Consider the following 25,529-nt stretch of genomic DNA (forward strand, 5'->3'; position numbering starts at 1 on the left):
AACGCGCGTGGGCCATCAGTCGGCTTTGTGGGCGCAATCGACACACACCGGGGTGGCGGGGTCCATTTCCAAGCGTTTCGCCTGGATTTCTTCGCCGCACGAGACGCAATAGCCGTAATCGCCCGCGTCCAGGCGCGCCAACGCCGCGTCGATGCGTTTGAGCTCGACAGCGCGACGGCGCTCCGTTTCGACCTGCATGGCCTGATTTTGCAACGCGTCCATGCGCGACAAACGCCCGACGGTGGTTTGGTCGAGTTCCACCACACCGCGTTCTTCCGCTGTTACCTCGGCGTCGTGGAGCAGCGCCTGGCGTTCGGCAAGTAATTGGCTGCGCACGGTTTTTTTATCGATAGCGGTCATGGGGTTCAACTTCTCTGGTTCGAGATTGCGGCTCAGTGTCTGTGCTGATTATTTCATATTTTATGAAGGAATGCGAAAAAGGATAAGGAGCAAAAGATCTGGAAAACGGCCTTTCACATACCCATATAAAGAGCATCGTTGGTGTGGGGGTTCCTGTTTAACGCGCAAGCGGAGGAACGACCAATGTTTGTGAAAACCATCTTGGCCGAGAAAGGCCCGGAACTGATCAGAATTTCGCACAACGCTTCCATTCGCGATGCGGCCCAGTTGTTCAAGATCGAACGGATCGGGTTCGCCATCGTCGAAGACAATCATCACGACCCCATCGGCACCGTTTCCGAACGCGACATCGTCCAGGCGTTGGCCCTTTATGCCGATATCAATGGTATGAAGGTCGCCGACGTGATGACCCGCAATCTCGTCAGCGTCGGCCCCGAGGAACCGTTGGAGACGGTCCGCGAACTGATGACCGAACGCCGCACCCGCCACGTTCTGGTCAAAGACGGGGGCGAATTGATCGGTATCGTCAGCATCGGCGACCTGATCAAGCACAGCCTTGCGGAGTGTCAGGTCGACAGCGTGCAAATGCGCGATTACATCAGCGGCACCGGCTACCAGTAACGCCGGTCTAGTAACGACGGTCTGGCAGCGACCGCTGGACAGCGGGGCACAACACGACCATCTTGAACGCGGATATCTGCAACCGCGTGAGGGGTCGTGTCGTTTTTTAAATCCATCCTTTTGGCGATAAACATCGCGCGCCGCGACTTGCGCGGCGGCTTACGCGGACGTGCGCGGACGTTGGGCCTGTTGGTCGCGGGCGTGTTGGTCGGCGTCGCCGCGGTGGCGTTGGTCGGGGCCTGTTCGCAAAGCCTGCGCGACGGCGCGCGTCAGGGCGGTCTGGAAGCGGTGGGCGGGGACTTGTCGTTACGATTGTTTCATCGCGCGCCATCCGTCGATGAGTTGGCGGCGATCGCCCGCGAAGGCCAAGCCAGCGTCACCGCCGAATTGCGCCCGATGGTGCAATTCGGAACCCGGAGCCTGTTGGTCGAGCTCAAGGGCGTCGATGCGGCGTATCCGCTTTACGGCGAGGTCCAGACCACATCCCCGACACCTTTGGCGGCGCTGTTGCAAGATCGGGGTGCGGTGGCGGACGCGGCGGTGTTCGACGACTTGGGATTGAGCATCGGCGACGAGATCGTCGTCGGCGCGCAAACGTATACGCTGCGCGCCAAGTTGGTGAGCGAACCGGACCGCGCCTTTCGCGCCTTTTCCCTAGGCCCGCGTGTGATGGTGGCCCTGGATGGATTGGCCGAAACCGGATTGGCCGCGCCGGGCGCGGAGATCTATTTCTACACCCGCGTCAAATTGGCCCCCACCGCGGATGCGGGCGAAGCCCTCAAGCGTATCGATGCACGCTTTCCCGGTTCGGGCTGGCGCATGGTCAACGGGCGTGACGGCGTGCCGGGGGTGGAGCGCACCTTGGCGATGGCGCATGTGTTGTTGCTGTTTTTGGGGCTCGGCGTGATGTTGGTCGGCGGCGCGGGCATCAGCGGCGCGGTGCGCGCGCACATCACCGCCAAGATGGACATCATCGCCATTTTAAAAAGCATCGGCACGCCGCCCAATGTGATCGCCTACGCCTTGGGTTTCGAGGTGCTGGCGGGCGCGGGTGTCGGCGCACTGCTGGGTGTCGCGGTGGGGGCGTTCGGTCCGGCTCTGGCCGTTGGCGCGGTGGCCGATCAATTGCCGTTTGATTTGAGCCCCTGGCCGTCGGCGAAAGCATTGGTCGGCGCGGCGGGATTTGGCTTGTTGGTGGCGCTGTTGTTTGCATGGTGGCCGTTGATGGCGGTGCGCAGCGTCACCACCCGCCAATTGCTGCGCGAACGTTTTGACCATGTGCCGGGGCGCATCGGTTGTGGCGGCGCACTCGGGGTGCTTTTGATCTTGTCCGGATTGGTCGCGCTGGTGTTCTGGGTTTCGCCCATGGCGGTTCTGACGGGCGCGTTTTTGTTGGGCGGGTTGGTCTTGGCCCTATTGTTTTACGCTTTGGGGCGGGCGTTGATGCGCATGGCGCAATGGCTGTCGCGCCGCGCGTCGAAACGCAGTGTCCTGTTGCGCTTGGCGTTGGGCAATCTGCATCGCGGCGGCGCGCCAACCGCTGCGGTGACGATGGCGTTGGGCCTGACCCTGACGCTGCTGGTGGCCTTGGACGGGATCGAACGTGCGGCGACCCGGCACGTCGCCACCACCTTGCCGGCCACCGCGCCCGATCTGGTGCTGTTTTCCATGCCTAAGGATCGTGCCGATGACCTGGACGCCGCCTTGGCGCGCTGGGACGGCCTGCAGTCCAAACGCATCATGCCTTTTCTGCACGCCCGCGTCGAAGCCATCGGCGGCGTGGCGGTGCGCGATCTGAATATCCCCGCATCCTTGAACTGGGTGGTGCGCGGCGACCGCGGCGTTTCGTTCGCATCCTCAATGCCGGCAGGCAGCACCCTGACCGACGGCGCGTGGTGGCCGCCGCAAGACGAGAGGCGTTTGCTGTCCGTCGACGCCGCCATCGCCGCCAAGTTGGGGGTGGGGGTGGGCGACACCATCACGCTCAACGTCTCGGGCTTGCCGGTGACGGGGCGCATCGCCAACTTGCGCCGGATCGACTGGACCCGCTTGGATCTGGATTTTCCCATCCTCGCCAGCCCTGGTGCGTTGCAAGACGTGCCCCACACCTACGCCGCAGCCGTGAAAGCCAAACCGGGACGGGGCCCAGACATGGAACGCCTGATCGCGGTGCAGTTCGGCGAAGTGGCACGGGTGCGCGTCGAAGGCGTGATCCAGGCCTTGGCCTCGGCCCTCGACGCACTGGTCGCGGGGCTGCGCATCGCGGCATTGATGACCGGTGCGGCGGCGTTGGTGGTGCTGGCGGGCAGTGTGGTCCAAGGGCTCAGTGCGCGCCTGGATGAAGCGCTGTTGTTCAAGGTTTTGGGCGCCAAGCGCAGTCAGATGCTCATCCACTTGGCGGTGGAGTTCGCGACCCTGGGGGTGTTGGTATCGTTGATCGCGGTGCCGTTGGGTATGACGGTGGCGGCGGGTGTCAGCCGCGCGGCGGGGCTTGCGGATGCGACCATCGCCATCGGCGGCGGCGTGCAGTTGGCGCTGATCGCCACCCTGGTCACCGTCGCGGTGGGCTTGCTCGCGACCTGGGGCGCTTACGCGTCCGCGCCTTCGCGGTACTTGCGCAATCGCGGTGTGTGATCGTCTTTGCTTTTCGGCGGTGTTGTTTTTTTCTTCGGTTGCGGGCGGGCGAACACCCACTCGTCACCTTCCGAGGCCTGTTCTTGGAAGGTGTAGCCATCAACATTGAAGGACTTGAGCTGTTCGGCGTCGGTGATGCGGTTCTGCACGATCCAGCGCGCCATCATGCCGCGGGCGCGTTTGGCGAACAGGCTCATGATCTTGATCTCGCCGTTTTCGCGGATTTCCTTGAACACCGGGGTGATGACCCGCAGCCCATTTGCGATCAGGTTTTCGCCACGCGCGGCCTTGAAATATTCGATGCTGGCCAGACACACCACGGTGTCGGTTTTGTTCGCCTTGGCTTGTTCGATGATGGCGTCGGACAAGCGGTCGTCCCAGTATTCGTACAGGTTCTTGCCTTTGGGGTTTTCCAAACGCGCGCCCATGTCCAGGCGATGCGCGCGGACCAGATCCAACGGCCGCAGCTTGCCGTACAGGCCGTTCAAGATCACCAAGTGATCTTGGGCGTAGGCGAGGTCCTCGGCGCTCAAGGTTTCGGCATCCAGGCCCACGTAGGTGTCGCCGGAAAACATCCAGCATGCGGGCTTGGCGTTGTCGGGGGTGTGGGGAAAAGAAAACACACTATAGTCTTCTTTAACCTGAACGGCCTGCTTGGCGCTGATGTGCATCAGACGCTCCATCTCGGTGGTGTCCAGCGCGCCCGCAATCTTTGCCAGTTTGGTGGTGTCGTCGGGATAGTCCGGCGTGGTCAGGACGGGGGTTTCGCGGTCCCAGTCCTTGAGGTTGAGGCGCTTGGCGGGGGAGATGACGCAGAGCATGGGTGGATTCTCGTTTAGACTTGTTCCAAAGGTGAAGACACGTTAGGCCAAAAGCGGACCCAAGGTCAAAAACAGCGATGAGGACGATATAGGGATGATCACCGTCTACGGCATCAAAAATTGCGACACCGTGCGCAAAGCTCTGAAATGGTTGGAAGCCGAAGGTGTCGAACACACCTTTCACGACTTTCGAACGGACGGTTTGGACGCGACCACGGTTGGCCGCTGGGTCGATGCTTTGGGCTGGGAATCGGTGCTCAACAAACGCTCCACGACGTGGAAGCAATTGAGCGACGCAGACAAAGACGGCCTAGATGCGGCGCGCGCCGTGGATTTGATGGTCGCTCACCCAACCTTGGTGAAACGTCCGGTGTTTGAAGATAAAAGTGTTTTGCTTCAAGGTTTTACGGATGATGTGCGGCGTCAATTGAGCTGACGGTGAGGGGTATTTTTTCTTGCGCCTACGTGAATTGGCGCATTTGCCATTCGGTGATGAAAACCCTATGATCCGCACGTGGGGCAATTCGATGATGGGCCTGGGTCGAGGCATGTGGGCAGGACTTTCGACCGTAGAGTTTTAATGTTTAAGTCTGGGAACGCTGATAGATGATGATACGCCGCTTTGCATGGGCTTCGCTGATCGTTTGGGCGCTGGCTCTTTGGTACACCCCCGTTGCGGCAAGCGCTGCGCAAACGGGCGCTGAGACCGCACAGGTATTCATTGAAGGTCTCGCCGACGAGGCCGTTCAGGCGTTGACCGCCGAAGGCGTCACCCGCGCCGACCGCATCACCCGGTTTCGCGAATTGCTGAGCCATAACTTCGACGTTCCGCTGATCGGAAAATGGGTGCTGGGCCGTTATTGGCGCACCGCTACGGACGCGGAAAAGGAAGAATATCTGAAATTGTTTGAAGACTACGTGGTCATCACCTACGTCGAACGCTTCGATCAGTATTCCGGTGAAGTCATCAAGGTGGTGAAATCGGTGTCCGATCCGGGCAAGGATTCACTGGTCTATTCTGAAATCCATCGCCCCACGGGTGGCGAGCCGATCCGCATCGATTGGCGGGTGAGCAACAACGCCGACGTTTACAAAATCATCGACGTCTATGTCGAAGGCATTTCCATGAGCCAGTCTCAACGCAAGGAGTTTACCTCCGTCATCCGCGCCAACGGCGGCACGGTTGCCGGTCTGATCGGCGTGTTGCGCAAGAAAGTCGAAAGCCTGTCGAACTGATGTGTCGCATTGGCACATGACGCGGCAGAAGGGCTGAAGCCCAAGGGGGCGGGGGATGAGAATTTCCCCGTGGCCTCGAAATTTTTGCCCGCTTGGTCGCGTCCCCACGTCATGGCGTTTTACGCCTTCGCCCGCGCCGCCGACGATGTGGCGGACGCCAAGGATTTGCCGGCTCCCGAAAAACTCAGCCGCCTTCACAGCATGCGCACGCAACTGCAAGACGGCGCGTCCGGGCCGTCCACGCAGGTCTTGGCTTTGCACCGCAGTCTTGGCGAAACCGGTGTTTCGCCTCGCCACGCGCAAGACCTGCTGCAAGCCTTTATGTGGGATGTCGAACATCCGCGCACGCCGGACTGGGCGGCGCTGATGGTCTATTGCCAGTTGTCGGCGGCACCGGTGGGGCGCTATTTGATCGATTTGTTGGGCGGTGTCGAAGGCGACGATTACGCCCCGTCCGATGCCCTGTGCGCGGCGCTGCAGGTTCTCAATCACCTCCAAGACGTCAAAGCCGATTACCTCGATCTGCAGCGCATTTATGTGCCCGACGATTGGCTGGCGGAACACGGTGTTAGCGATGCCGACCTCGGCCGGGCGGTGAGCACGGAGGGCTTGCGCCGGGTCATGCTACGCATGCTCGATGGCGTGGATGACTTGTTGGACGAGGCCGGGACTTTGCCCAAAACGATCCGCTCGCGGGCCCTGGCGCGGGAAGCAGGCGGCATTTTGGCGGTGGCGCGGACGCTGTCAAAAGCGCTACGCCGAAGCGATCCGCTGGCTGAACGAGTGGAACTGAACAAGACCACGATGGCGATACGGTTTCTGTGGGGTGCGCTTCGTGCGTGAGTGGTGTATCCAAGAGCGATGATTGACACCAACCGCCTGCAACCGCCCGTTCATCCGTCCGCGCCTGCATCCTTGCTGTGCGAACATCCGCCTGCGGCCAAAGCGATTGGCAGTTCCTTTTATTGGGCGCTGCGCCTGATGCCGCGCGCGCGACGTGATGCGATGTTTCGCATCTACGCCTTTTGCCGCGAAATCGATGACATCGCCGACGGCGCGGACGACGCGGCGACGAAACAGACGCGATTGCAAGCGTGGCGGCGCGATGTCGAAAGCCTGTACGTTGCCGCGCCGCCGTCTGCGGCGATCGGTTGCCTGAAACCGGTGGTGGATGACTACGGCTTGGACAAAGCCGATTTGATCGCGGTGATCGACGGCATGCTGACCGACGCATCCGAGGCGGTGCGTATGGCCGATGCGGCGGCGTTCGATCTCTACATCGATCGGGTGGCGTCGTCCGTGGGGCGGTTGTCGGACAAGGTCTTCGGCCTCAGCGGTCCGCAGGCCGAGCGTCTTGCCCATCACCTGGGACGGGCCTTGCAAATCACTAACATTCTGCGCGATCTTGCCGAAGACGCCGCGCGCAATCGCCTGTATCTGCCATTGGATCTGTTGAAAAGCCATGGCATCGACAGCGACGATCCACGCACCGTGTTGGCTCATGCGAACCTGGGGGCGGTGTTGACGGCATTGGCGGTGCGCGCGCACGAACACTTCGCTGCGGCGCGCGCAGCGCTCGATCAATTGGACGCAACCAAGACCCGTCCCGCACGGATGATGATGGCGGTTTATTCCCGGTTGTTGCAAAAGCTGGAAGCGCGCGGTTTGGATCGGGTCAATGTGCCGGTGCGACTGAACGCGCTGGAAAAGCTATGGTTCGCCCTGCGTTACGGAGTGCTGTGACGATGGAGCTGGCGAGCGGCCGCGTTCATGTCATCGGTGCGGGGCTGGCGGGCTTGTCGGCTGCGGTGCGGCTGTCTCGCGCCGGGCTCAACGTCAGCGTCCATGAAACCGCCAAGCATGCGGGCGGGCGTTGTCGCAGCTTTTTCGACGATGCGCTCGACGCCACCATCGACAACGGCACCCATCTGTTGCTCAGCGGTAACCGCGAGGTTTTAGATTATGCGGACTTGATCGGTGGAGCAGGGGAATTGCACCACGCACCGCGCGCGGCCTTTGAATTTAAAGATCTAGAGGCCAAGGATTCGTGGTGCGTCGATTTGGGCGCGTCGGGTGGTTTGTCCTTGATCCGATGGCTGTGGGATACGCGACGTCATCCACCTGGACTAAAACCGGCCGGGTTCTTAAGCGATGTTTGGGCCTTACGCGGTGGCCGGGACAAAAGCGTCGCGGCGTGTATCGATTCATCGTCGCATTTGGCGCGGAACTTTTGGCGGCCGTTGTGCCTTGCGGTGCTCAATGGCGAACCGACTGAAAGTTCGGCGTATCTGCTGTGGGCGATGTTGCGCAGATCCGTACTCAAGGGCGGTGCGTTCGCAAAGCCTGTGTTCGCACCCGACGGACTAGGTGCTGCGTTGGTCGATCCGGCATTGGCGGTGCTTAGCGGCCTTGGCGCGGAGGTGCATTTTCAACGTCGCATCACCAAGCTCGACATCGAAGGTGCGCACGTCGGTTCGATTCGTTTCGCCAACGCCGCCGAAGTGCTCAGCGAAAACGACGCGGTGATCTTGGCGGTTCCCCATCAAAACGTGGCTGAGTTGATCGAAGGTGTCGATGCGCCGCCTGGATCGAACGCGATTTTGAACGTGCATTACCGCATCGCCCAAACCGTCGACGAGCCACGCATGCTGGGCATCGTCGGCGGCGAGACCGAATGGCTGTTTCAGCGCGCCGATATCGTGTCCGTGACCATCAGCGCGGCCAACGCCTGGATGGACAAAGATACCGACGCTATCGCCCACACCCTGTGGCCGGAAGTCGCCCAAGCCCTCGACATCAATGGGGATGCATTGGCGTACCGGGTCATCAAGGAACGCCGCGCCACCTTTGCCGCGACCCCGGAAGCGTTGGCGTTGAGGCCCGCAACGCGTACCCATCTGAAAAACCTCTATCTGGCGGGCGACTGGACCGACACGGGATTGCCCGCGACGTTGGAAAGCGCAGCTATGTCCGGGCGGCTGGCGGCTGAGGCGGTGATGCGGGACATGGCGCGATAAGTCTGCATCTGCGACAATGCATTATCGTGTGAGGTGTCCACATTCTGGCCTCAGTTTTACGATATGGGTGTCGCATCGATCTGTGGGGAGAACACCGTGACGACCACCATGACCTATATGTCCGATATCGCCATTTTGTTGGCGGCAGCCGTGGTCGCGGTGCCGGCGTTTCAATCCATGCGCATGGGCGCGGTGCCGGGGTTCGTCGTCGCGGGCATGGTGGTGGGGCCATACGGCCTCGAGCTGATCGGCAATGTCGAAGAAGTCGGCCAGTTCGCCGAGCTGGGCGTGGTGCTGTTGTTGTTCATCATCGGCATCGAGCTCAATCCCCGGCGCTTGTGGATGATGCGCAGGTTGTTGTTTGGGCTGGGCTCGCTGCAAGTGGTGCTGACCAGCGTGGCTTTGGCGCTGATCGCTCATTACCTTTTCGATGTTTCCTTTCGCGCCGCCGTGCTGATCGGCCCGGCGTTGGCGCTGTCGTCCACGGCATTCGTGTTGCAGTTGCTGACTGAACATAAAATGCTGACGTCCGAGCCGGGACGTGCATCCATCGCCATCTTGCTGCTGCAGGATTTGGCGGTGGTGCCGTTGTTGGCGTTGGTGTCCTTGTTGGCGATGCCGGAAATGACCGTGGCCGAAGACCTGTTCATCGCCATGGGCGAGGCCGTGTTGATCATCGTTTCGGTCATTTTGGGCGGGCGTTATCTGTTGCAGCCGGTGCTGCATCGGGTCGCAAAGTCGGGCAACGCCGAAGTGTTCACGGCGTCGGCGGTGTTGCTGGTTCTCGGCGCGGCGGTGCTGATGGAACACGTTGGCTTGTCGATGGCCATGGGGGCGTTTTTGGCTGGATTGTTGATTGCGGATTCGTCTTTCCGTCACCAAGTCATCGCCGAAACCCAACCCTTTCGCGGGCTGCTGCTGGGGCTGTTTTTCATGTCGATGGGCATGACTTTGGACCTTGGCCAGTTCCTCAGCCAGCCGCTGTTCATTCTCGCGCTGGTGGCGGCGCTGGTCGCGCTCAAAGCCGTCGTGATTTGGCCGCTGGCGCGGTTGTTCGGGTTGGATGGAAAGAACGCGCTGACGGCGGCATTGCTGCTGGCGCAAAGCGGCGAGTTCGCATTGGTGATCTTCACGGTGGCGCTCGGTGCGGATTTGTTGGAACCGGTGCTGTTTCAGCAGTTGTTGCTGGTGGTCATTTTCAGCATGTTGGTGACGCCGTTGCTGGCGCGGCTGGCGCGTCAAATCAAGACCTCGGACGCGACGGCGGCCTCAACCGTTTCGGTGAACCAAGCGGCAGCCGAAGAACACGGCGCCAAGCCGGTGCTGATCATCGGGTTCGGCCGGGTGGGGCACAAGATCGGCGACATTCTCACCCTGGCCAATATTCCGTTCGCCGCCATCGACAACAATCCGACCTTGGTTGCGAAAGCCCACGGGCAAGGCATGGCGGTGTTTTACGGCGACGCCGAACGGCCTGCGGTGTTGAAGGCCATGGGCGCGGAAAACGCGCGCATCGCCATCATCGCGCTGGACGATTACGATGTGACCGAACAACTGGTCGCCATCTTGCGCGCCAATTTCCCCAATTTGGCGATCTTGGCGCGGGGGCATAACCGGGCGCGGTGCGATAAGCTGAAGTCGCTTGGCGTTGCCGTCGCGGTATCGGAAACCTTGGAAACCAGCATCGAGCTGGCGCGCGTGGCGCTGAACAAGGTGGATACCCCCGACGAAGAGATCCTCGGCGTGATCGAAGAATTTCGCCGTAGCTATCACGCCCAACCGTAAGAGGCGCGATAGCTGCGACGATGTTTTGTCCCCCTTCACGGAGGCTTGGGACTAGGCGAGAGCCGCCTGTAGTGCGGGCGCATCCCATACGCCGGTTGCAGCCGTATCCTTGGCGTACTGGGCGAAGTCGCGCGGCGCCCGACCGAGTGCGCGCTGTACGCCATCGGTCGTATAAGCATTGCGTCCATTCAGTACGTTGTTGAATAGATACATCAGCAAATCGATGAAATTTTGATCGATACCGTGCTGGTGCAGCCCGTCGATGTAGAGGGCGGCGTCGATGTATTCGAACCGCACAGGGCGTCCGCTGGCAGCGGAGATTTCCCGGGCGACATCGGCGAAAGTCAGCAATCGGGGACCGGTGAGCTCATAGAGTTGACCGGCGTGGCCCGTTTCTGTCAAAGCGGCGACCGCGACATCGGCAATATCTTCGACGTCGATGAACGGCTCGCCGATATCACTGACGGGCAGGGCGATCACGCCACTACGTACGGCATCAAGCAGGAAGCTCTCGTTGAAGTTTTGTGAAAACCAGCTGGCTCTGAGGATCGTCCAGTTGACGCCGGAGTTTTTGATCACGTCTTCTGCGCGTTCGGCTTCCTCTTCGCCCCGTCCCGACAGCAAAACCAGCTTTTGAACCCCGCAGCTTACCGCCACATCAGTAAACGCCTGGACCGTTTCGACCGCGCCGGGAACCGCGAGATCGGGAAAATAGCTGACGTAGACGGAATTGACGCCGCGCACGGCCGCCAACCAGGTGTCGCGGTCCAGCCAGTCGAACGGCGTGGGGGCGGAACGCGATCCGATGCGGGTGTCATAACCCAGTTCGATCAGCCGTTCGGCAATGCGCCGCCCGGTTTTGCCGGTGCCGCCCAGTACCAAGATTGTATTCGCATGCGATGGGGTGTTCATGTCGACCTCCAAATGTGATAAAAGCTCATATTGCGCGAAAAAAGTGATAACCCCTCACATTAAATGAGTCAATTTAAAATGTGACATTTGCTCACATAATTTTTATAGTCGGGAACGGACATGCCCCTGCGATTGGAGATTTGACCATGCAAGACCCGGCCTCAGCGCCGCTCAACGATGCTTCGTCGTTGCGTCGGACGCCGAATCAACGCCGTTCCAAAGAGCGGGTGGAGAACATGCTGAACTGTGCGATCGCGCTGATCGAAGAAAACGGCAGCGACGCCATGCGCATGAGCGACGTGGCGAAACGGGCGGGGGTGTCGATCGGTTCGCTGTATCAGTACTTTCCCGACAAAAGCGCGATCATCCAGACCTTGGCCGAACGCTATAACGCCCAAGGCAAGGATTGCATCAAGTCGGGGCTTGCCCATGTGCGCACCGTGGACGAGTTGTGCGACGCGTTCGGCGCATTGGTCGACGAATATTACGCGCTGTTTTTGGCCGAACCGGTGATGCGCGATATCTGGTCCGGCACGCAGGCCGACAAGGCGCTCAGAGATATCGAACTGGCCAACAGCCGCGACAACGGGGCCGATTTGGCGGCGGTTCTGGCGCGCTTTGCGTCCGGCCTGGATGCGCAAGAGCGGGACGTTTCCGCCTTTTTGGTCATGCATCTGGGCGAGGCGACGATGCGTCTGGCGATTTCGGTTGAGCGGGACGAGGGGGAGAAGCTGGTCGCCGGTTACAAACGCATGGCGTTGGCGGAGTTGCGGCGTATCGTTTGCGATTAATCGCGCAGTTCGACCGGCAGCTTGAAGTGCATGCTTTCTTCGATTCCGGTGAGGACTTCCACTCGGGTATCGCGCAATTCGGCCAAGCGGTCCAGCACGCCTTGCACCAAAATTTCCGGTGCAGATGCGCCTGCGGTCACCCCCACGGTGTCGACGTCGTCGAGCCACGCCGGGTTCAATCCGTCGGCGTCGTCGATCAGATAGCTGGGCACGCCGCAATCGGCGCCGATTTCACGCAGCCGGTTTGAATTGGAACTGTTCTTACCGCCGATCACCAACACCAAATCCGCTTGCTGATCGCCGCATGCCAAGTCGCGAACGGCTTGCTGGCGGTTTTGCGTGGCGTAGCAGATGTCTTTGAGGTCAGGACCCTGAATGTGGGGGAAGCGTTCCGTCAGCGCATCGATGATCGAACGGGTGTCGTCGACGCTGAGCGTCGTCTGCGTGACGTAGGCGAGCGGGGTGTCCAGTGCGATGTCCAGCTTGGCGACGTCGTCCACCGTGGCGACCAAGTGGGTCTTGCCGTGAATGCGCCCGAGCGTGCCTTCGACTTCCGGATGGCCTTCGTGTCCGATCAAGATGACCTCTTCGCCTTGATCGGCGTGGTTCTGGCCTTGACGGTGGACCTTGGTGACCAACGGGCAGGCGGCGTCGATATAGGGCAGGGCGCGGCGCTTGGCCTCGTCTTCGACCGCATCGGAAACGCCGTGGGCGCTGAAAATGGTGTGAGCGCCGTCGGGCACTTCGTCCAGTTCCTTGACGAAAATCGCACCCAGGCTTTTCAATTCATCGACAACGAATTTGTTGTGCACGATTTCATGGCGCACGTAGACCGGCGCGCCGTACTTCGCCAAGGCCTTTTTGACAATGGCGATGGCTCGATCGACGCCGGCACAAAAACCGCGCGGCTGGGCCAAGATGACGCGAAGAGGGGCGCTCATGAGCGTTCCATGTGTTTGATGTTGCGGTGAGAGGGACCTTAAACCGCTTTGGCGGCGCTGCAAAGGGGCCTCGCGGCTTCATTTGGTTGATTGTAACCGATCTGAAAGAACAGTGTAACCCTATGAATAGTATGGTGAATGTAACTGTAGCTGTTCGGTTGAAATGGCTTTAACCCTTGACGGCGCTTGGGTATTGTGGAAATATATCGTTGATCGGTGCCCTGAGTGGGGCTGATTGCGTTTGTGTGTGGCGTGAGGCCAGAAACCAAGAGGTAAGCACAAACGGCGGTCCGGCCTGAAGAGGCGGACCGGCTTGTCTAGGCTACGAATGCAGCCGGGAGGAGCCAACCCAAAAGTTGGTTGCCGAAGACCGCGTTGCCATTCAATTGCCATTTTGTCCGGGCTTTATGGACAAAGACAAGTTTGTCGGGACTATTGCTTCGATTGGAGGATAGCCATGTTGACGATTGATGTGCTGATTGCACTTATTTTGGCTGTGGCCGCACCTGTTTTGTGGGTGCATTTCCTTTCTTTGCAAACTGAACTCAAACCGGCACCTGTGCGCAGCTGCGTGCGGAACGCCGACCGTGCCGTTCACCAGCGTTGAGTTCAGACGTCTTGTCGATGAGTCATTGTTTTGATTTGGGAGTATAACTCGCCATGACCGCAACGAACCTGCCAACCTCCATCGCCGAAAGTGGCCTGGCGCGCTATTTCAAGGAAGCGTGGTCCTATCCCGTGCTGGAAGCCAAGGAAGAACGCACCTTGGCGGAACGCTGGCGCGACGAGGGCGATGTGGATGCCGCGCACACCTTGGTGACGTCGCATCTGCGTCTGGTGGTGAAAATCGCCATGAGCTATCGCGGTTACGGTTTGCCGGTCGCCGATTTGGTGTCTGAGGGCAACATCGGCCTGATGAAGGCGGTTAAGAAATTCGAGCCCGAACGCGGCTTCCGTCTGTCGACCTACGCCATGTGGTGGATCAAGGCGGCGATTACGGAATACGTCCTGCGTTCGTGGTCCATGGTCAAAATGGGCACGGTGGCGGCACAGAAGAAACTGTTCTTCAGCCTGCGCCGTCACAAGCAGCGCCTTGGCATTCAAGACACCGGCGAGCTCAATCCCGATCAGGCCAAACTGCTGTCTGAAGAGTTGAACGTGAAGGCGGATGAAATCGTCAACATGAACCGCCGCTTGGCGTCCAAGGACCTGAGCCTCAATGCGCCGGTCGGTCAGGACGAAGGATCCACGGTCGAGTTTCAAGACCAGTTGGAATACGAAGGGGCGTCACCGGAAGAGGTTCTCGCCGACGGTGAAATGCGCGGCTTGCAGCACGAAATGCTGCAAAGCGCGATCGCCAGCCTGGATGTGCGCGAGCGCCACATCTTCATCGAACGCCGCCTGAAAGACAATCCGGTGACGTTGGAAGAATTGGGCCAGCATTACGGCATTTCGCGCGAACGCGTTCGCCAGTTGGAAGCGCGCGCCTTTGACAAGGTGCAAAAAGCCATGACCACGGAAATGTCGGGGCGTGAGCAAGCCGCCGAAGACGCCATGGTCGCAGACGCGGCCTTTGCCGACTAAGGTTCAGCGCTCAAATTCTCTTGGAATATGAAAGCCATGGCGTGATAATTGCGCCATGGCTTTTTCGTCGTCGACCTCAGCGCCGCGCGCGCCCATCGTTCTGTTTTGCGATTTCGGTCTGCCTTACACGGGGCAGATGAAAGGCCGCATTGTTAACGTGCTGGGCGCGGCGGCCTCGGACCATCCGATCATCGATCTGTTTCATGACGTGCCAGCCCACGACGTGCGGGCGGGATCCGTGTTGTTGGCTGCCCATGCGGGTGACTTTCCGCCGGGCAGCGTGTTCGTGTGCGTGGTCGATCCCGGTGTGGGGTCCAAAACGCGCAAGCCGGGGGCTGTCTTTGCGGGCGGGCGGTGGTTCGTCGGTCCCTTGAACGGATTGTTCGAGCACGTTTTGCGCCGCTGGCCTGATGGTGCGATGGCTTTTGAGATTACCTGGCGACCGAAACACCTGTCGGCGAGTTTTCACGGCCGCGATCTGTTTTCACCCATAGCCGCCCAAATTGCCTGCAACGGAGTCGATACAGAAGGCTTGGTCGAATTGAATTTGGACGAGATTCGACACCCGGAGTTCACGGACGACGTGGCCGAGGTGATTTACGCCGATGATTTCGGCAATTTATTCACCGGGGTGCGGTGGCAGAGCCTCGACGAAGACGACACAATCGAGGTTCTGGGCTGGGTTTTGCCCCGTGCACGAACCTTTTCGGACGTCGAGCCGGGTACGCTATTCATCTATGAAAACGCCGTTGGGCTGGTGGAAATCGCCGCCAATTTGGCAAATGCGCAGAAAATTCTGGATATTGGACCCGGAACGCGCTTATTAATCAATAAGGTGTGATGTCGATCACTTTCTTTTCCGGCAGAATATGCGTTAGTATTCAGTCGGCTGGCCCGAATCGATAATCATCTGGTCCGATACAAGATCGGGGGGGACTTGTGGGCGCCGCAAACGAGTTTGTGCTACGGGGATCCGAATGGCTTTGAAGGTCAAATTCTGGGGCGTGCGTGGGAGCATCGCATGTCCCTCGGCCCATCATATCAAGTACGGCGGGAACACCAGCTGTCTTGAAATAAAAGTTGGCGACCGCCGTCTTGTTTTGGATGCCGGGACCGGCATTCGTGGTCTTGGCCAAACGTTTCTCAAAGACGACGTCAGTCAAATTCATATCTTGCTGACCCACACCCATTGGGACCACATCAACGGTTTCCCGTTCTTCGTGCCGGCATACGATCCGCGCCGTTCTGTGCACATCATGGCCGGGCACCTGCGTGGCGGCGAAGGCATTCAGAACGTGCTCGCGGCGCAAATGGACAATCCGATGTTTCCCGTGCCGCTGTCGGCGATGCAGGCGAAAATGCGTTTCGAAGATTTCGAAGCCGGCATGTCGTTCAATATCTACGACGACGTGCATGTGCGCACCGCGCCGCTCAACCACCCCAACGGCGCAACCGGCTACCGTATCGAGCACGCAGGCCATGCGATCTGCTACGTGTCCGACACCGAACACGTACCGGGCAAGATGGACCAAAACATCCTTGGTCTTATCGAAGGCGCAGACCTGGTGATTTACGACAGCACCTACACGGAAGAAGAATTCCCCACCAAGATCGGTTGGGGGCATTCGACCTGGAATGAAGGTGTGAAGCTGTGCCGCGCAGCCGGCGCCAAGTCTATGGCGATCTTCCACCATGACCCCGAGCATGAAGACGACTTCATGGACAAGCTCGGCGAGGAAGCAAAAAAAGAGTGGAGCGAAACCTTCGTCGCGCGCGAGGGCATGGAACTGAGCTACGGCGACGACTGATCCGAGCTCTCATGAAGCACATAAAAAAAAGCCGCCCGAGAGAGGCGGCTTTTTTTGTGTCGCAGGGAAACCAACAATGCGCAGTGATCAATTGGCAGGGGTTTGGTTCATCCCGTCCAGGTTTTCGTTGATCTGGTCTTGCATCTGTTGTTCTGATTCCGCGGCCTTCAGGCGTTGTTGGATGGCATCTTGCTTGGCCTTTTCCTCCTGGCGGCGTTTGCGCTCTTCTTCGGCCAAACGTTCTTCGAGCAAGATCTCGATGAATTCGTCCTTGAGCTTTTTGTCCATTGGCACCAAGCGCACGACCACGCGGCGGTTCTTGGCCTGATTGAGCTTGATGGGGTTGCCGTCGATGTCGCGGTTGGGCACCTTGGGGTGGGAATCGCCAAAGCCTGCGACTTTAAGCTGGAAGCGATGCACACCGCCGCTTTGCATGGTGCGCACCACCGCCGCGGCGCGATCTGATGACAGTTCCCAGTTGCTGGGAAACATTGCGGTGTGGATTGGATCGTCGTCGGTGTGGCCTTCGACTTCGATGAGGAAGTACTTGTATTCTTCCTTGGTCAGCAGTTTACCCCATTCGTAAATCAAGGGAATTGCTTCTTCTTTGATGTCGGCGGTGCCGGGCTTGAAGAAACCCGCGTTGGCCATTTCGATGGTCACGCCTTGGGTGTCTTTTTGCACCTCGACCATCTGCTCCATGCCGATCTGAAAGACGACTTCCTCGATCTTGGTTTTGACCTCGGATGTGGTGGTCTCTTTCGCCGCGCCCATGCCGATTTCTTGCTGAATCCCCGACATCACCTCTTCAAACAGCGGCAAGTCGATCTTCGAAAACGACACCAGCATGACGAAGAACGCCATCAGAAGGGTGATGGCGTCGGCATACGTCGTCAGCCATTCTTCGTCTTCCGGTTCTTCGGTCAGTGGCGGTGGTGGGGGCACGATGCCTTCTCCGTCGGTCTTATTTGCGGGCGCGCGTCTTTATTTTTTGCGCGCTTTGTCGATGTTGAAGTGGATCGCCGGATCGAGATAGCTGTTCATCTTGTCTTGGATGTAGCGGGGGCTTTTGCGGTCCGCCATCAAGATCAGTCCTTCGGCCACCAGATAATTGCGAAACCGCACGATCTGTTCACGCTGCATGATCTTGTTGGCCGCCGGGATATAGACCAAGCGTGCGAACAACACACCGTAAAGGGTGGTGATCAACGCGATGGCCAGACCTGGGCCCAGCTTGGTGGGGTCTTCGCCCATTTTGTCGAGCATGATGACCAGACCGATCAGCGTACCGATCATGCCGAACGCCGGTGAGGTCGAGGCCAAGAATCTGAGAATGTGCACCTGCACCGTGTTACGCCCGAAGGTGGTTTCGATGAGGTTGGTCATGATGTCGCGCACTTCGTCGCCGGAATAGCCGCTGACCACCATTTCGATGCCGAATTTGAGGAACTTGTCGCCTTGCACGGCCTTGGAAGCTTCGGATTCCAACGCCGGCGGGCCGCCTTTTTGCACGATGTAGGCCCAGCGGATCATGCGGCCGACCTCGGCCTTGAGGATGTCGCGGCCGACCTTGGGGGTGAACAGGATGCGGCCGATCAGTTTCAGAGACAAAATCACGTAGCGGGGCTCATAGGACACGAAGCCCGCCGCCAAGGTGCCGCCGACAACCATAACGAAACTGGTGAGGCTAAAGAAGATGATGTAGTGGTCTGTTTCCCAGACGATGGCACCAATGAACATGCCGAAGGCGATCAGCAGTGAGATGATTGTGGAAAACGACACGCCCATTGGGCTCTACCCCTCTTTGTCCAGGCCATTCTGGCGGACCCCGCACCCACCAAAACATAGGTGCAAGAATAACTTGTTACGTTCTTAACTGCGCGAATCGCGCCCCTCTGCGTCAATCATATCCAAAGTTTGCGTTACGGGGAAAGGGCTCTGTGTTTCAGCGCTCACGGAAGGCTTCGTCTTTAAGTTTCAAAACCGGTTTGATCAGGTAATCCATGACGGTCTTTTGGCCGGTGTGGATATCCACGGTCGCTTCCATGCCCGGCATAATGGGCAAAAAACCTTTGGTTTGTCCCAAATAAGATTTTTCAGGTTGCACCACGACGCGGAAATACGGCATGCCGTTTTCGTCGAGGCTGGTGTCCGCGGCCACCAAGATGACTTCACCATCCAGGCCGCCGTAGCGGGCAAAATCATAAGTGGAAATCTTTACCAGCGCCTTTTGACCTTCGGCGACATAGCCGCGATCGGTCGGTTTGAGCCGGCTTTCAATCACCAGATTGTCGCCGGTCGGGACGATTTCCATGATCGGTTCGCCGGGCTTGACCACGTTTCCTTCGGCGGTGAACGCCAAATTGATGATGACGCCGTCAATAGGACTTTTAATCTCGGCGCGAACGCCTTGTTCGGTGGCTTTTTTCAGCAGTTCCGTAATGCGGCCGATGGTTTGCTCGGTCTTGTTGAGCTCGTCCTGGGCTTCGCGACGGAAGCGGCTTTCGTCTTCTTGGACACGCCGCTCGGCTTCGGACACGGCGGCGCGTGCACGCGGAATGCCGGCGCGGATCGACCCCAGTTCACCCTTCAAGGTTTCGACTTCCGCGCCCAATTGCAAATGATCGACGCGCGATGTCAGGCCGTCTTTCAACAGATCTTCGGAAATCTTGAAGCGTTCCTGCGCACTGGCGAGGTTGTTGGTGGTGGCACGCAAGCGGGCTTCCAGTTCCTGGACTTCAAGCTTGCGCTGTTTGACCAGTTCCTGCATGACCGCAAGGCCCGCAGCCAATTGGCGCTTGCGCGCATCGAAGGCCTGTCGTTGCGCGAGCGCTTGATCGGGAACGCGGACCGAGACGTCGGCGGGGAAGTTTGGCGTTTCCAGGCCTTCCGCTTCGGCGGCCAGTCGGGCGCGGGTCAACAATTCGCTGTCCAGTCGTACTTGCAGTTCTTGCAGGTTGGCGCCGCCGGAACCGAGGTCGAGTTGCATCAAGGTTTGCCCCGCACGCACCACATCGCCTTCCTTGACGAACAGGTCCTGGACGATGCCGCCTTCCAGATGCTGAATGACCTTGGACTTGCCCAACGGGATCACTTCGCCGGGGGCGACGGACACCTCATCCAATTTGGCAAAGTTCGACCACGCCAAACCGAATAGAATTAGCGCCATCACCGGCCATGCGGCATTGCGCCAGGTCGGCACGGGGTGCTCGGTCATCAGTTTGTCGAGCGGGTTGATTTCCGTCGTCGTCGACATGGGCTATTCTCCGACCGGTCCCTTGGAGCGCAGGCTCGGTGTGGAACGTGCCCGTGCGCCGACGCCACGACCCTTCGTGTCATTGCGTAGCGACGTGATGGATCCCGATCCCTCAGACCATTCCTTTAAAATGGATTGGGTGGTGGGGCGCAAAGTCGCACCGGTCTTGATTTTTGGGTGCTTCTTGGCTGAGGCTTCGGCGCGCGGCGCACTGTTTCCGGCATGGGGGTCCAGATTTGGCAAGGCCCGCACAAGTTTCGGTCCCCGCACAGTGGGGTTTGCACCGGATGGGACTGTCGGGGGCGCACTCTTTGAAGCGGATGAAAGCGATGGCGTTTTGGTTTTTCCTACGCGCGTGTGCGGGCGTTCCTTGCCGCGTAGCTGGACGCTGGCGTTCGCTTTCGGTGCGGGCGGGCGGACATGCGGCGTCGCTTTGGGGAGCGTCTTGCTGGTCGCCGCAGGGCTGCGCACCGTCGCCGAGGTAGCCGGTTTGACACCTTCGAGCGAGATCGACGATGCTTCTTGACGCGAACGTAAGTTTGGTACCGAACGCGGCGTCGCTTTCGACTTGCGTGCTTGGGTGGCGGCTGTGGGTTTGACGGCTCTGGCGAGATCCTGGCTGCGCGCAACCGACGGGGCTTTGCCGCGCGGGGTTGCTGCGGCCTTCACCTGACGCTTGGGCGTTGCGGCCTGAGGGGGCGCCGACGCTTTGACAGCGGGCTTCGTTGAAGCTTTTGCTAGGTCGGCCGATGCCGATGCGCCAGCCGCAATTGCGTTATCGGCAAGCTTTTGCAACGGCGTTTCCGGTGTCGACTGAACCGCCGGCGCAGTCGATGCCGCAGCCTGAGCAGTGGCTTTGCCCGAAGCGGGTGAGGCAGCGGGAGCACTTTTGCCTTTGCCAGGACCAGGCGTGGCGGGGGTGGGGCCATCGCCTTTGGGTGGCGGCGCCTTGCCGCCGAATAGGCGCGGCAAAACTTCGCGTGCAGGGCCAGCAAGCGCCAGTTTGCCACGATCCAAGGCGTAGAGATAGTCGCACGCCGACAGCAAAGTCGGGCTGTGGCTGACCATGATCACGGTGCGGGTCTTGGCGATTTCGATCAGAGTGTTTTTCAACTCGGTTTCTGCATGACGGTCGAGGCTCGACGACGGTTCATCCAACAGCACCACCGGCGGATCGCCGACCAACGCGCGGGCGATGGCGATACGTTGACGTTGACCGCCGGACAACCTCCCACCGGCTTCGCCGATTTCGGTCGCGTAGCCGTCCGGCAAGTCGATGATGAATTCGTGCACGCCGGCCTCGGTTGCGGCCTTGATGACCTCTTCGTCCGAGGCATCGGGTTTGCGCGATGTGATGTTGTCGCGCACTGTGCCAGCGAAAAGCACGCTTTCTTGAGGCACATAGCCCAACCAGTCGGCCAGTTCGGATCGCGTAAACTGCGCCATGTCGGCGCCGTCCAAGGTGACGCGGCCTTTATGCGGTTGATAGAGGCCCTGAATGATTTTCAACAGCGTGGTTTTGCCCGAACCGTTTCGCCCCACCAAGGCGTGCACGCCACCGGGCTGAATTTCCACGGTGATGCCGGATACCACCGGCGCTTGATCCTCGCCATAGGAGAAGAAGACGTTTTCGATGCTCAGCGCGCCTTTGGGTTTTTCCAGTTTGACTTCGCTGACTTCACGCTCGGAGGTGTTGAGGAACACGGTGCCCAGGCGTTCCGTTGCTTGGTTGAAACCGGCATACAAGCGCCATGTGCCGACCAATTGGTTGAGCGGCCCCATGATGCGTCCGGACAGCATGTTGGTGGCGATCAATGCGCCGATGGTGAGATTTTGGTCGATGATCGCCAAAGCGCCCACGGTGGTCAGCAACAAGGACGTGATCAGGCCCAGCGACGCGCCTAGGTTGGAAAAGCCGTCGGTTTTGGAGCCGCGGTTGATGGCGCTTTCGATGTTTTCGGCGTGTTTTTCTTCCCACACCGGCTCCATCGAACGGTCCAGCCCCAAGGCTTTGATGGTGGTGCGTCCGGCGATCATTTCGCCGACCAATGAATCTCGGGTTTGGGTGGATTTGCGTTCTTGACCGCTGGCATCCGACATGACGTTGGACGAACGCCACGCGATGAACATGAACACCGGCAACATCACCAGCAACACCCAAGCGACCGGGGCGGCGATGACGAAAATCAGAATGAGAAACAAGATTGCGAAGGGCAAGTCCGCGACCAGTAGCGCGGTGGAACCCGACAGGGTATTGCGTACGACGTCGACATCGCGAAACAGCGACGACCAGTACGCCGACGGCTGCGCTTCCAGATTTTGCAGCGGCATGCGCATGATTTTGCGGAACAGTCGACGCCCCAGATCGACATCGACACGCAAAGCCACGGTTTGCAGAATGCGGGCACGCGATTGACGCAAGACGTAATCGAAGGCGATAACCAGGAACATGCCGACGACCAAGCCCTGCAAGGTGCTGATGCCGTTGCTGTTCACCACGCGGTTATACACCTGCATGGTGAAAACCGGCACCGCCAGCGCCAGCAAATTGACGAAAAAGGACATCGCCACGACTTCGCGGAAGACGGGCGTCAAAGGCTTCAGAAAAGGTTTAAGCCAACTTTTGGCCGACGGTTCGGTCGACGGGTCCAATGCGGTTTCTCCGGTCAAGCGCCTGAAAAGTAAGCCTTATTCTGGGCTTTTGATGGCGCGTGGACCTTTAAAGGGCTAATGTAAACGTCCACGGATATCATCATAGAATCGGGTTAACGCCGGGTAAAGAGAAACTGAAAAATACAAGTATTATTTTTTTCATGATTCCAAAGGGTTCGGCGAAGAGTCTGTCGGCTGGCTTTATCGGCGTGGGACGCCTATGCAGCTTGTGGGATGAGGCGACTTTTTTGAGCTTTTTAAGATTTGCAAACAGCTTTCTCGAAAATGTACGGCAATTTCCCTTGACCGGGTGCGTGGGGAAATTGTCTAGTTAAGACAAGATCATAGCGATGCGATCGAGAAGACGTTTCTGGGGAGAGGAAAGCCTGTGCCGCTTGGCCGGGTTTTGAGGGCACAATCAGATGAAGTCGTTTTTGAAAAAGGCATTCAGCGTCGAGCGCATGGTGGGCATTGTGATGCTCTTGGCGCTGCTGGTGCTGTCGCGGTTGGACCCGTATCCGGTCGAATTTCTGCGCGAAAAGAGCTTCGACATCTATCAGCAGATCAAACCCCGTCCTCTGCCCAAGCCCGAAGACCGCCTCGTCACCATCATCGACATCGACGAGCGCAGTCTGCGTGAAGTCGGTCAAATGCCCTGGTCGCGAAAAATCATGGCGCAATTGGTCGCCCAGTTGCACAACTATGGTGTTGGTGTGACCGCTTTCGATATCGTGTTCGCCGAACCCGACCGCATGAATCCCGAAGGCGTGGTAGATTCTTTGGTGGGTATCGACGAAGACGTGCGCGAAAAGATTTTGAAGCTGGAAAGCAATGACGAAATCTTTGGTCGCATCGTCTCTCAGGCCAACGTGGTGCTGGGGCAAGCCGGCTATTGGGACCAATTGCCCAATAATGCGGGCGAGCCGTTTAAAAAATCCGTTGCGGTGCGCAAATTGACCAAAGATACGCCGGATCCGACGGCCTTCCTCACCGGCGTGCCGACACTGATCCGCAATCTTCCGGTGTTGGAAAAAGGCGCCAAGGGGGTTGGGATGTTCTCACTCAACCCATCCATCGACGGTATCATTCGCCAAGTTCCTTTGGTCACCAAGCATGAAGGGCATCTCTATCCGGCCTTGTCGGTCGAAGCCATTCGCGTCGGTTTTGCAGTTTCGACCTTGATGGCGGAGGTCAACCCGTTTGGCCTCAGCGCCATCGGCGTCGCGCCGAAAAGCAAGGTCAAGCCTAAGGGCCTGAAAATTCCCACCAACGAAAAGGGCATGGTTCGTCCTTATTTTGCGCCCCATGATCAGCGCATGTACGTGTCGGCCGCGGACGTCTTGAACGGCAAGGCGGACAAATCGAAGATTGCCGGAAAGATTGCGTTCATCGGCACGTCCGCCGTGGGGCTTTTGGATATTCGCTCGACGCCGATCGACCCCATCATTCCCGGGGTCGAGGTTCACGCGCAAGTGATCGAAAACGCCTTGGCGATCGACCGTAACGTTGGCGTGGTGGCGGCGGAGTTCTTCCTCACCCGCCCCAATTTAACCAAGGGCGCGGAAATGCTGTTGATCGCCTTTGGCGGCCTGTTGATGATCATCATTGCACCGATGTTGGGGGCGACGCGTTCGTTGATGGTGTTTTTGGTGCTGTCGGTCAGCGCCGTTGGCTTGTCTTGGTATCTGTTTACAGAAAAACGCATGCTGCTGGACGCGACGTTCGCAGTGATCTCGACGTTCTTGCTCTATTCGACGTTGACGTACATGAGTTTCACCCGTGAAGAAGCGGCCAAGCGCCAGACCCGCGACGCGTTCTCCAAATACCTGTCGCCCGACATGGTCAATGTCGTGGCGGAAAATCCCGACCAGTTGAAATTGGGCGGACAGAAGCGCGACATGACGTTGCTGTTCTGCGACGTGCGCGGCTTTACTACCATTTCCGAACAGTTCGACGCCGAAGGTCTGACCAAACTGATCAACAAACTTTTGACGCCGTTGACCAACGTCATCTTGGCGCGCAAGGGTACGGTCGACAAATACATGGGCGATTGCATCATGGCGTTTTGGAACGCCCCGCTGGACGATCCCGAACACGCCAAGAACGGCTGTATTTCGGCGCTGAAGATGCTCGAGGAAATGGAGCCGCTCAACCAACGTTTGGAGCAAGAAGCCAAGGAAGAAGGGCGCAAGCACATCCCGTTGAAGGTCGGCTTGGGCCTCAATTCCGGCGAGTGCGTCGTCGGCAACATGGGGTCCGATCAGCGCTTCGATTATTCGGTTTTGGGCGACACCGTGAACTTGGCGTCACGTCTGGAAGGCCAGTCGAAAACCTACGGTGTGCGCATTGTGATCGGCGACAGCACCCACGCCCAGGTGCCGACCATGGCGACCATCGAGCTGGACCTGATCAAGGTCAAAGGCAAGACCGAAGCGGTGCGTATCTTCGCCTTGCTCGGCGATGAGGATTTGGCCCAACAGTCCGACTTCCAAGCCTTCAAGCTCAAGATCGACGAACTGCTGGCCAAGTACCGCGGCCAAGATTGGGCGGGGGCGAAAGTCGCGTGTGACGAGGCCCGCGCCATGCACGCACCGTTCGACATCGACGACACCTTCTTCGATCTTTACGAAGAGCGCATCGCGGCCGGTGAAGCCAACCCACCGGGCGAAGGCTGGGACGGCGTGTTCACCGCGACGACGAAGTAGGGTTGGATCAAATCGCTTGCGCGACGATCTGTTCCACGTCGGCGGCAAAGGTCACAGGGTCGATGGGTTTGTCGATGAAGCCGTCAGCGCCGCAGGCGCGGGCTTTCTCTTTCCACAGCTTGTCGGTGCGCGCCGAGATCAAGATGATCTTCATACCCGACAATCGCGCATTGGCCTTGACCAATTCGCACAGCTCCAGCCCGGTCAGTTCCGCCATCACCAAGTCGGTGATCAGAACGTCGGGCGGGTCGTATTTGAGGTTGGAAACGATAGGACCGCCGGCGGGCGAGGCGAGCACCTCGTGACCGGCTTGTTGAAGCGATAGGTACATGACTTCGATTAAGTCTGGGTCGTCATCGACAAGTACGATCTTCATCAGCTTCACTCCCCGTCAAGGCCCGCGTCA

At 59.0% G+C, this 25,529-nt stretch carries 23 protein-coding genes; 14 read left to right on the forward strand and 9 right to left on the reverse strand.

From position 1 onward, the window contains the following. Positions 1-15: 15 nt before the first annotated feature. The gene (locus VIN96_RS07030) at positions 16-360 is read right to left on the reverse strand and encodes a TraR/DksA family transcriptional regulator (protein ID WP_331894957.1); all 345 of its coding nucleotides are present in this window, start codon (positions 358-360) and stop codon (positions 16-18) included. 183 nt (positions 361-543) lie between these two features. Here VIN96_RS07030 and VIN96_RS07035 point away from each other — a divergent pair, with 183 nt between their 5' ends. Continuing rightward, entirely contained in the window at positions 544-981 is a 438-nt protein-coding gene (locus VIN96_RS07035; RefSeq protein ID WP_331894959.1) for a CBS domain-containing protein, read from the forward strand. Between the two features lie 96 nt (positions 982-1,077). Further along, the gene (locus tag VIN96_RS07040) at positions 1,078-3,615 is read left to right on the forward strand and encodes an ABC transporter permease (RefSeq protein ID WP_331894961.1); all 2,538 of its coding nucleotides are present in this window, start codon (positions 1,078-1,080) and stop codon (positions 3,613-3,615) included. On the opposite strand, the gene yaaA is transcribed toward VIN96_RS07040, so the two are convergent. Then, positions 3,570-4,436, reverse strand: coding sequence for a peroxide stress protein YaaA (gene yaaA, locus VIN96_RS07045; protein ID WP_331894963.1), 867 nt, complete (start codon positions 4,434-4,436; stop codon positions 3,570-3,572). The genes VIN96_RS07040 and yaaA overlap by 46 nt on opposite strands. 94 nt (positions 4,437-4,530) lie before the next feature. On the opposite strand from yaaA, the gene VIN96_RS07050 reads away from it, so the two are divergent. The 6 genes from VIN96_RS07050 (at position 4,531) to VIN96_RS07075 (ending at position 10,474) form a co-directional block, all read left to right on the forward strand. Further along, positions 4,531-4,872 (forward strand): ArsC family reductase, encoded by a 342-nt coding sequence (locus VIN96_RS07050; protein WP_331894965.1) that lies wholly within the window; start codon positions 4,531-4,533, stop codon positions 4,870-4,872. Positions 4,873-5,042: 170 nt separating this feature from the next. Next, positions 5,043-5,672 carry an ABC transporter substrate-binding protein gene (locus VIN96_RS07055; protein WP_331894966.1) on the forward strand — a complete coding sequence of 210 codons (630 nt, stop codon included), beginning with the start codon at positions 5,043-5,045 and terminating at the stop codon, positions 5,670-5,672. A gap of 9 nt (positions 5,673-5,681) precedes the next feature. Next, entirely contained in the window at positions 5,682-6,515 is an 834-nt protein-coding gene (locus VIN96_RS07060) for a squalene/phytoene synthase family protein (RefSeq protein ID WP_331894967.1), read from the forward strand. Between the two features lie 18 nt (positions 6,516-6,533). After that, positions 6,534-7,415, forward strand: coding sequence for a presqualene diphosphate synthase HpnD (gene hpnD, locus VIN96_RS07065; RefSeq protein WP_331894969.1), 882 nt, complete (start codon positions 6,534-6,536; stop codon positions 7,413-7,415). A gap of 2 nt (positions 7,416-7,417) precedes the next feature. Further along, entirely contained in the window at positions 7,418-8,689 is a 1,272-nt protein-coding gene (gene hpnE, locus VIN96_RS07070) for a hydroxysqualene dehydroxylase HpnE (protein ID WP_331894971.1), read from the forward strand. 96 nt (positions 8,690-8,785) lie between these two features. Beyond that, entirely contained in the window at positions 8,786-10,474 is a 1,689-nt protein-coding gene (locus VIN96_RS07075; RefSeq protein ID WP_331894973.1) for a monovalent cation:proton antiporter-2 (CPA2) family protein, read from the forward strand. A gap of 51 nt (positions 10,475-10,525) precedes the next feature. On the opposite strand, the gene VIN96_RS07080 is transcribed toward VIN96_RS07075, so the two are convergent. Then, the gene (locus VIN96_RS07080; RefSeq protein WP_331894975.1) at positions 10,526-11,386 is read right to left on the reverse strand and encodes an NAD(P)H-binding protein; all 861 of its coding nucleotides are present in this window, start codon (positions 11,384-11,386) and stop codon (positions 10,526-10,528) included. Positions 11,387-11,532: 146 nt separating this feature from the next. On the opposite strand from VIN96_RS07080, the gene VIN96_RS07085 reads away from it, so the two are divergent. After that, positions 11,533-12,177: a TetR/AcrR family transcriptional regulator gene (locus tag VIN96_RS07085; protein ID WP_331894977.1), complete on the forward strand. Its 645-nt coding sequence runs from the start codon at positions 11,533-11,535 to the stop codon at positions 12,175-12,177. Here VIN96_RS07085 and ispH read toward each other — a convergent pair. Next, the gene (gene ispH / locus VIN96_RS07090) at positions 12,174-13,118 is read right to left on the reverse strand and encodes a 4-hydroxy-3-methylbut-2-enyl diphosphate reductase (protein ID WP_331894979.1); all 945 of its coding nucleotides are present in this window, start codon (positions 13,116-13,118) and stop codon (positions 12,174-12,176) included. The two genes, VIN96_RS07085 and ispH, sit on opposite strands and share 4 nt — an antisense overlap. A 457-nt stretch (positions 13,119-13,575) precedes the next feature. Between ispH and VIN96_RS07095 the strand changes: the two genes are divergently transcribed. From VIN96_RS07095 to VIN96_RS07110, 4 genes are all read left to right on the forward strand, one after another. Then, positions 13,576-13,725, forward strand: coding sequence for a hypothetical protein (locus tag VIN96_RS07095; RefSeq protein ID WP_331894980.1), 150 nt, complete (start codon positions 13,576-13,578; stop codon positions 13,723-13,725). A gap of 53 nt (positions 13,726-13,778) precedes the next feature. Then, positions 13,779-14,702, forward strand: coding sequence for an RNA polymerase sigma factor RpoH (gene rpoH / locus VIN96_RS07100; RefSeq protein ID WP_331894981.1), 924 nt, complete (start codon positions 13,779-13,781; stop codon positions 14,700-14,702). Positions 14,703-14,757: 55 nt separating this feature from the next. After that, on the forward strand, positions 14,758-15,543 hold the full coding sequence (locus tag VIN96_RS07105; RefSeq protein WP_331894982.1) for an SAM-dependent chlorinase/fluorinase: 786 nt from the start codon (positions 14,758-14,760) through the stop codon (positions 15,541-15,543). Positions 15,544-15,679: 136 nt separating this feature from the next. Further along, positions 15,680-16,510, forward strand: coding sequence for an MBL fold metallo-hydrolase (locus VIN96_RS07110; RefSeq protein ID WP_331894983.1), 831 nt, complete (start codon positions 15,680-15,682; stop codon positions 16,508-16,510). A gap of 87 nt (positions 16,511-16,597) precedes the next feature. Here the strand turns inward: VIN96_RS07110 and VIN96_RS07115 are convergent, their stop codons facing one another. From VIN96_RS07115 to VIN96_RS07130, 4 genes are all read right to left on the reverse strand, one after another. Further along, a complete protein-coding gene (locus tag VIN96_RS07115; RefSeq protein WP_331894984.1) occupies positions 16,598-17,455 on the reverse strand; it encodes a flagellar motor protein MotB in 858 nt (285 codons plus the stop codon). A gap of 39 nt (positions 17,456-17,494) precedes the next feature. Continuing rightward, positions 17,495-18,298 carry a motility protein A gene (locus VIN96_RS07120; protein ID WP_331894986.1) on the reverse strand — a complete coding sequence of 268 codons (804 nt, stop codon included), beginning with the start codon at positions 18,296-18,298 and terminating at the stop codon, positions 17,495-17,497. Between the two features lie 157 nt (positions 18,299-18,455). Continuing rightward, positions 18,456-19,766, reverse strand: coding sequence for an HlyD family type I secretion periplasmic adaptor subunit (locus VIN96_RS07125; protein ID WP_331894987.1), 1,311 nt, complete (start codon positions 19,764-19,766; stop codon positions 18,456-18,458). A gap of 3 nt (positions 19,767-19,769) precedes the next feature. Then, a complete protein-coding gene (locus VIN96_RS07130; RefSeq protein WP_331894989.1) occupies positions 19,770-22,436 on the reverse strand; it encodes an ATP-binding cassette domain-containing protein in 2,667 nt (888 codons plus the stop codon). A gap of 404 nt (positions 22,437-22,840) precedes the next feature. Here VIN96_RS07130 and VIN96_RS07135 point away from each other — a divergent pair, with 404 nt between their 5' ends. Then, positions 22,841-25,123, forward strand: coding sequence for an adenylate/guanylate cyclase domain-containing protein (locus VIN96_RS07135; protein ID WP_331894991.1), 2,283 nt, complete (start codon positions 22,841-22,843; stop codon positions 25,121-25,123). Positions 25,124-25,130: 7 nt separating this feature from the next. On the opposite strand, the gene VIN96_RS07140 is transcribed toward VIN96_RS07135, so the two are convergent. Beyond that, a complete protein-coding gene (locus tag VIN96_RS07140) occupies positions 25,131-25,499 on the reverse strand; it encodes a response regulator (RefSeq protein ID WP_331894993.1) in 369 nt (122 codons plus the stop codon). Positions 25,500-25,529: the final 30 nt, after the last annotated feature.

This window comes from Magnetovibrio sp. (assembly GCF_036568125.1).
Taxonomy (GTDB): Bacteria; Pseudomonadota; Alphaproteobacteria; order Rhodospirillales; family Magnetovibrionaceae; genus Magnetovibrio.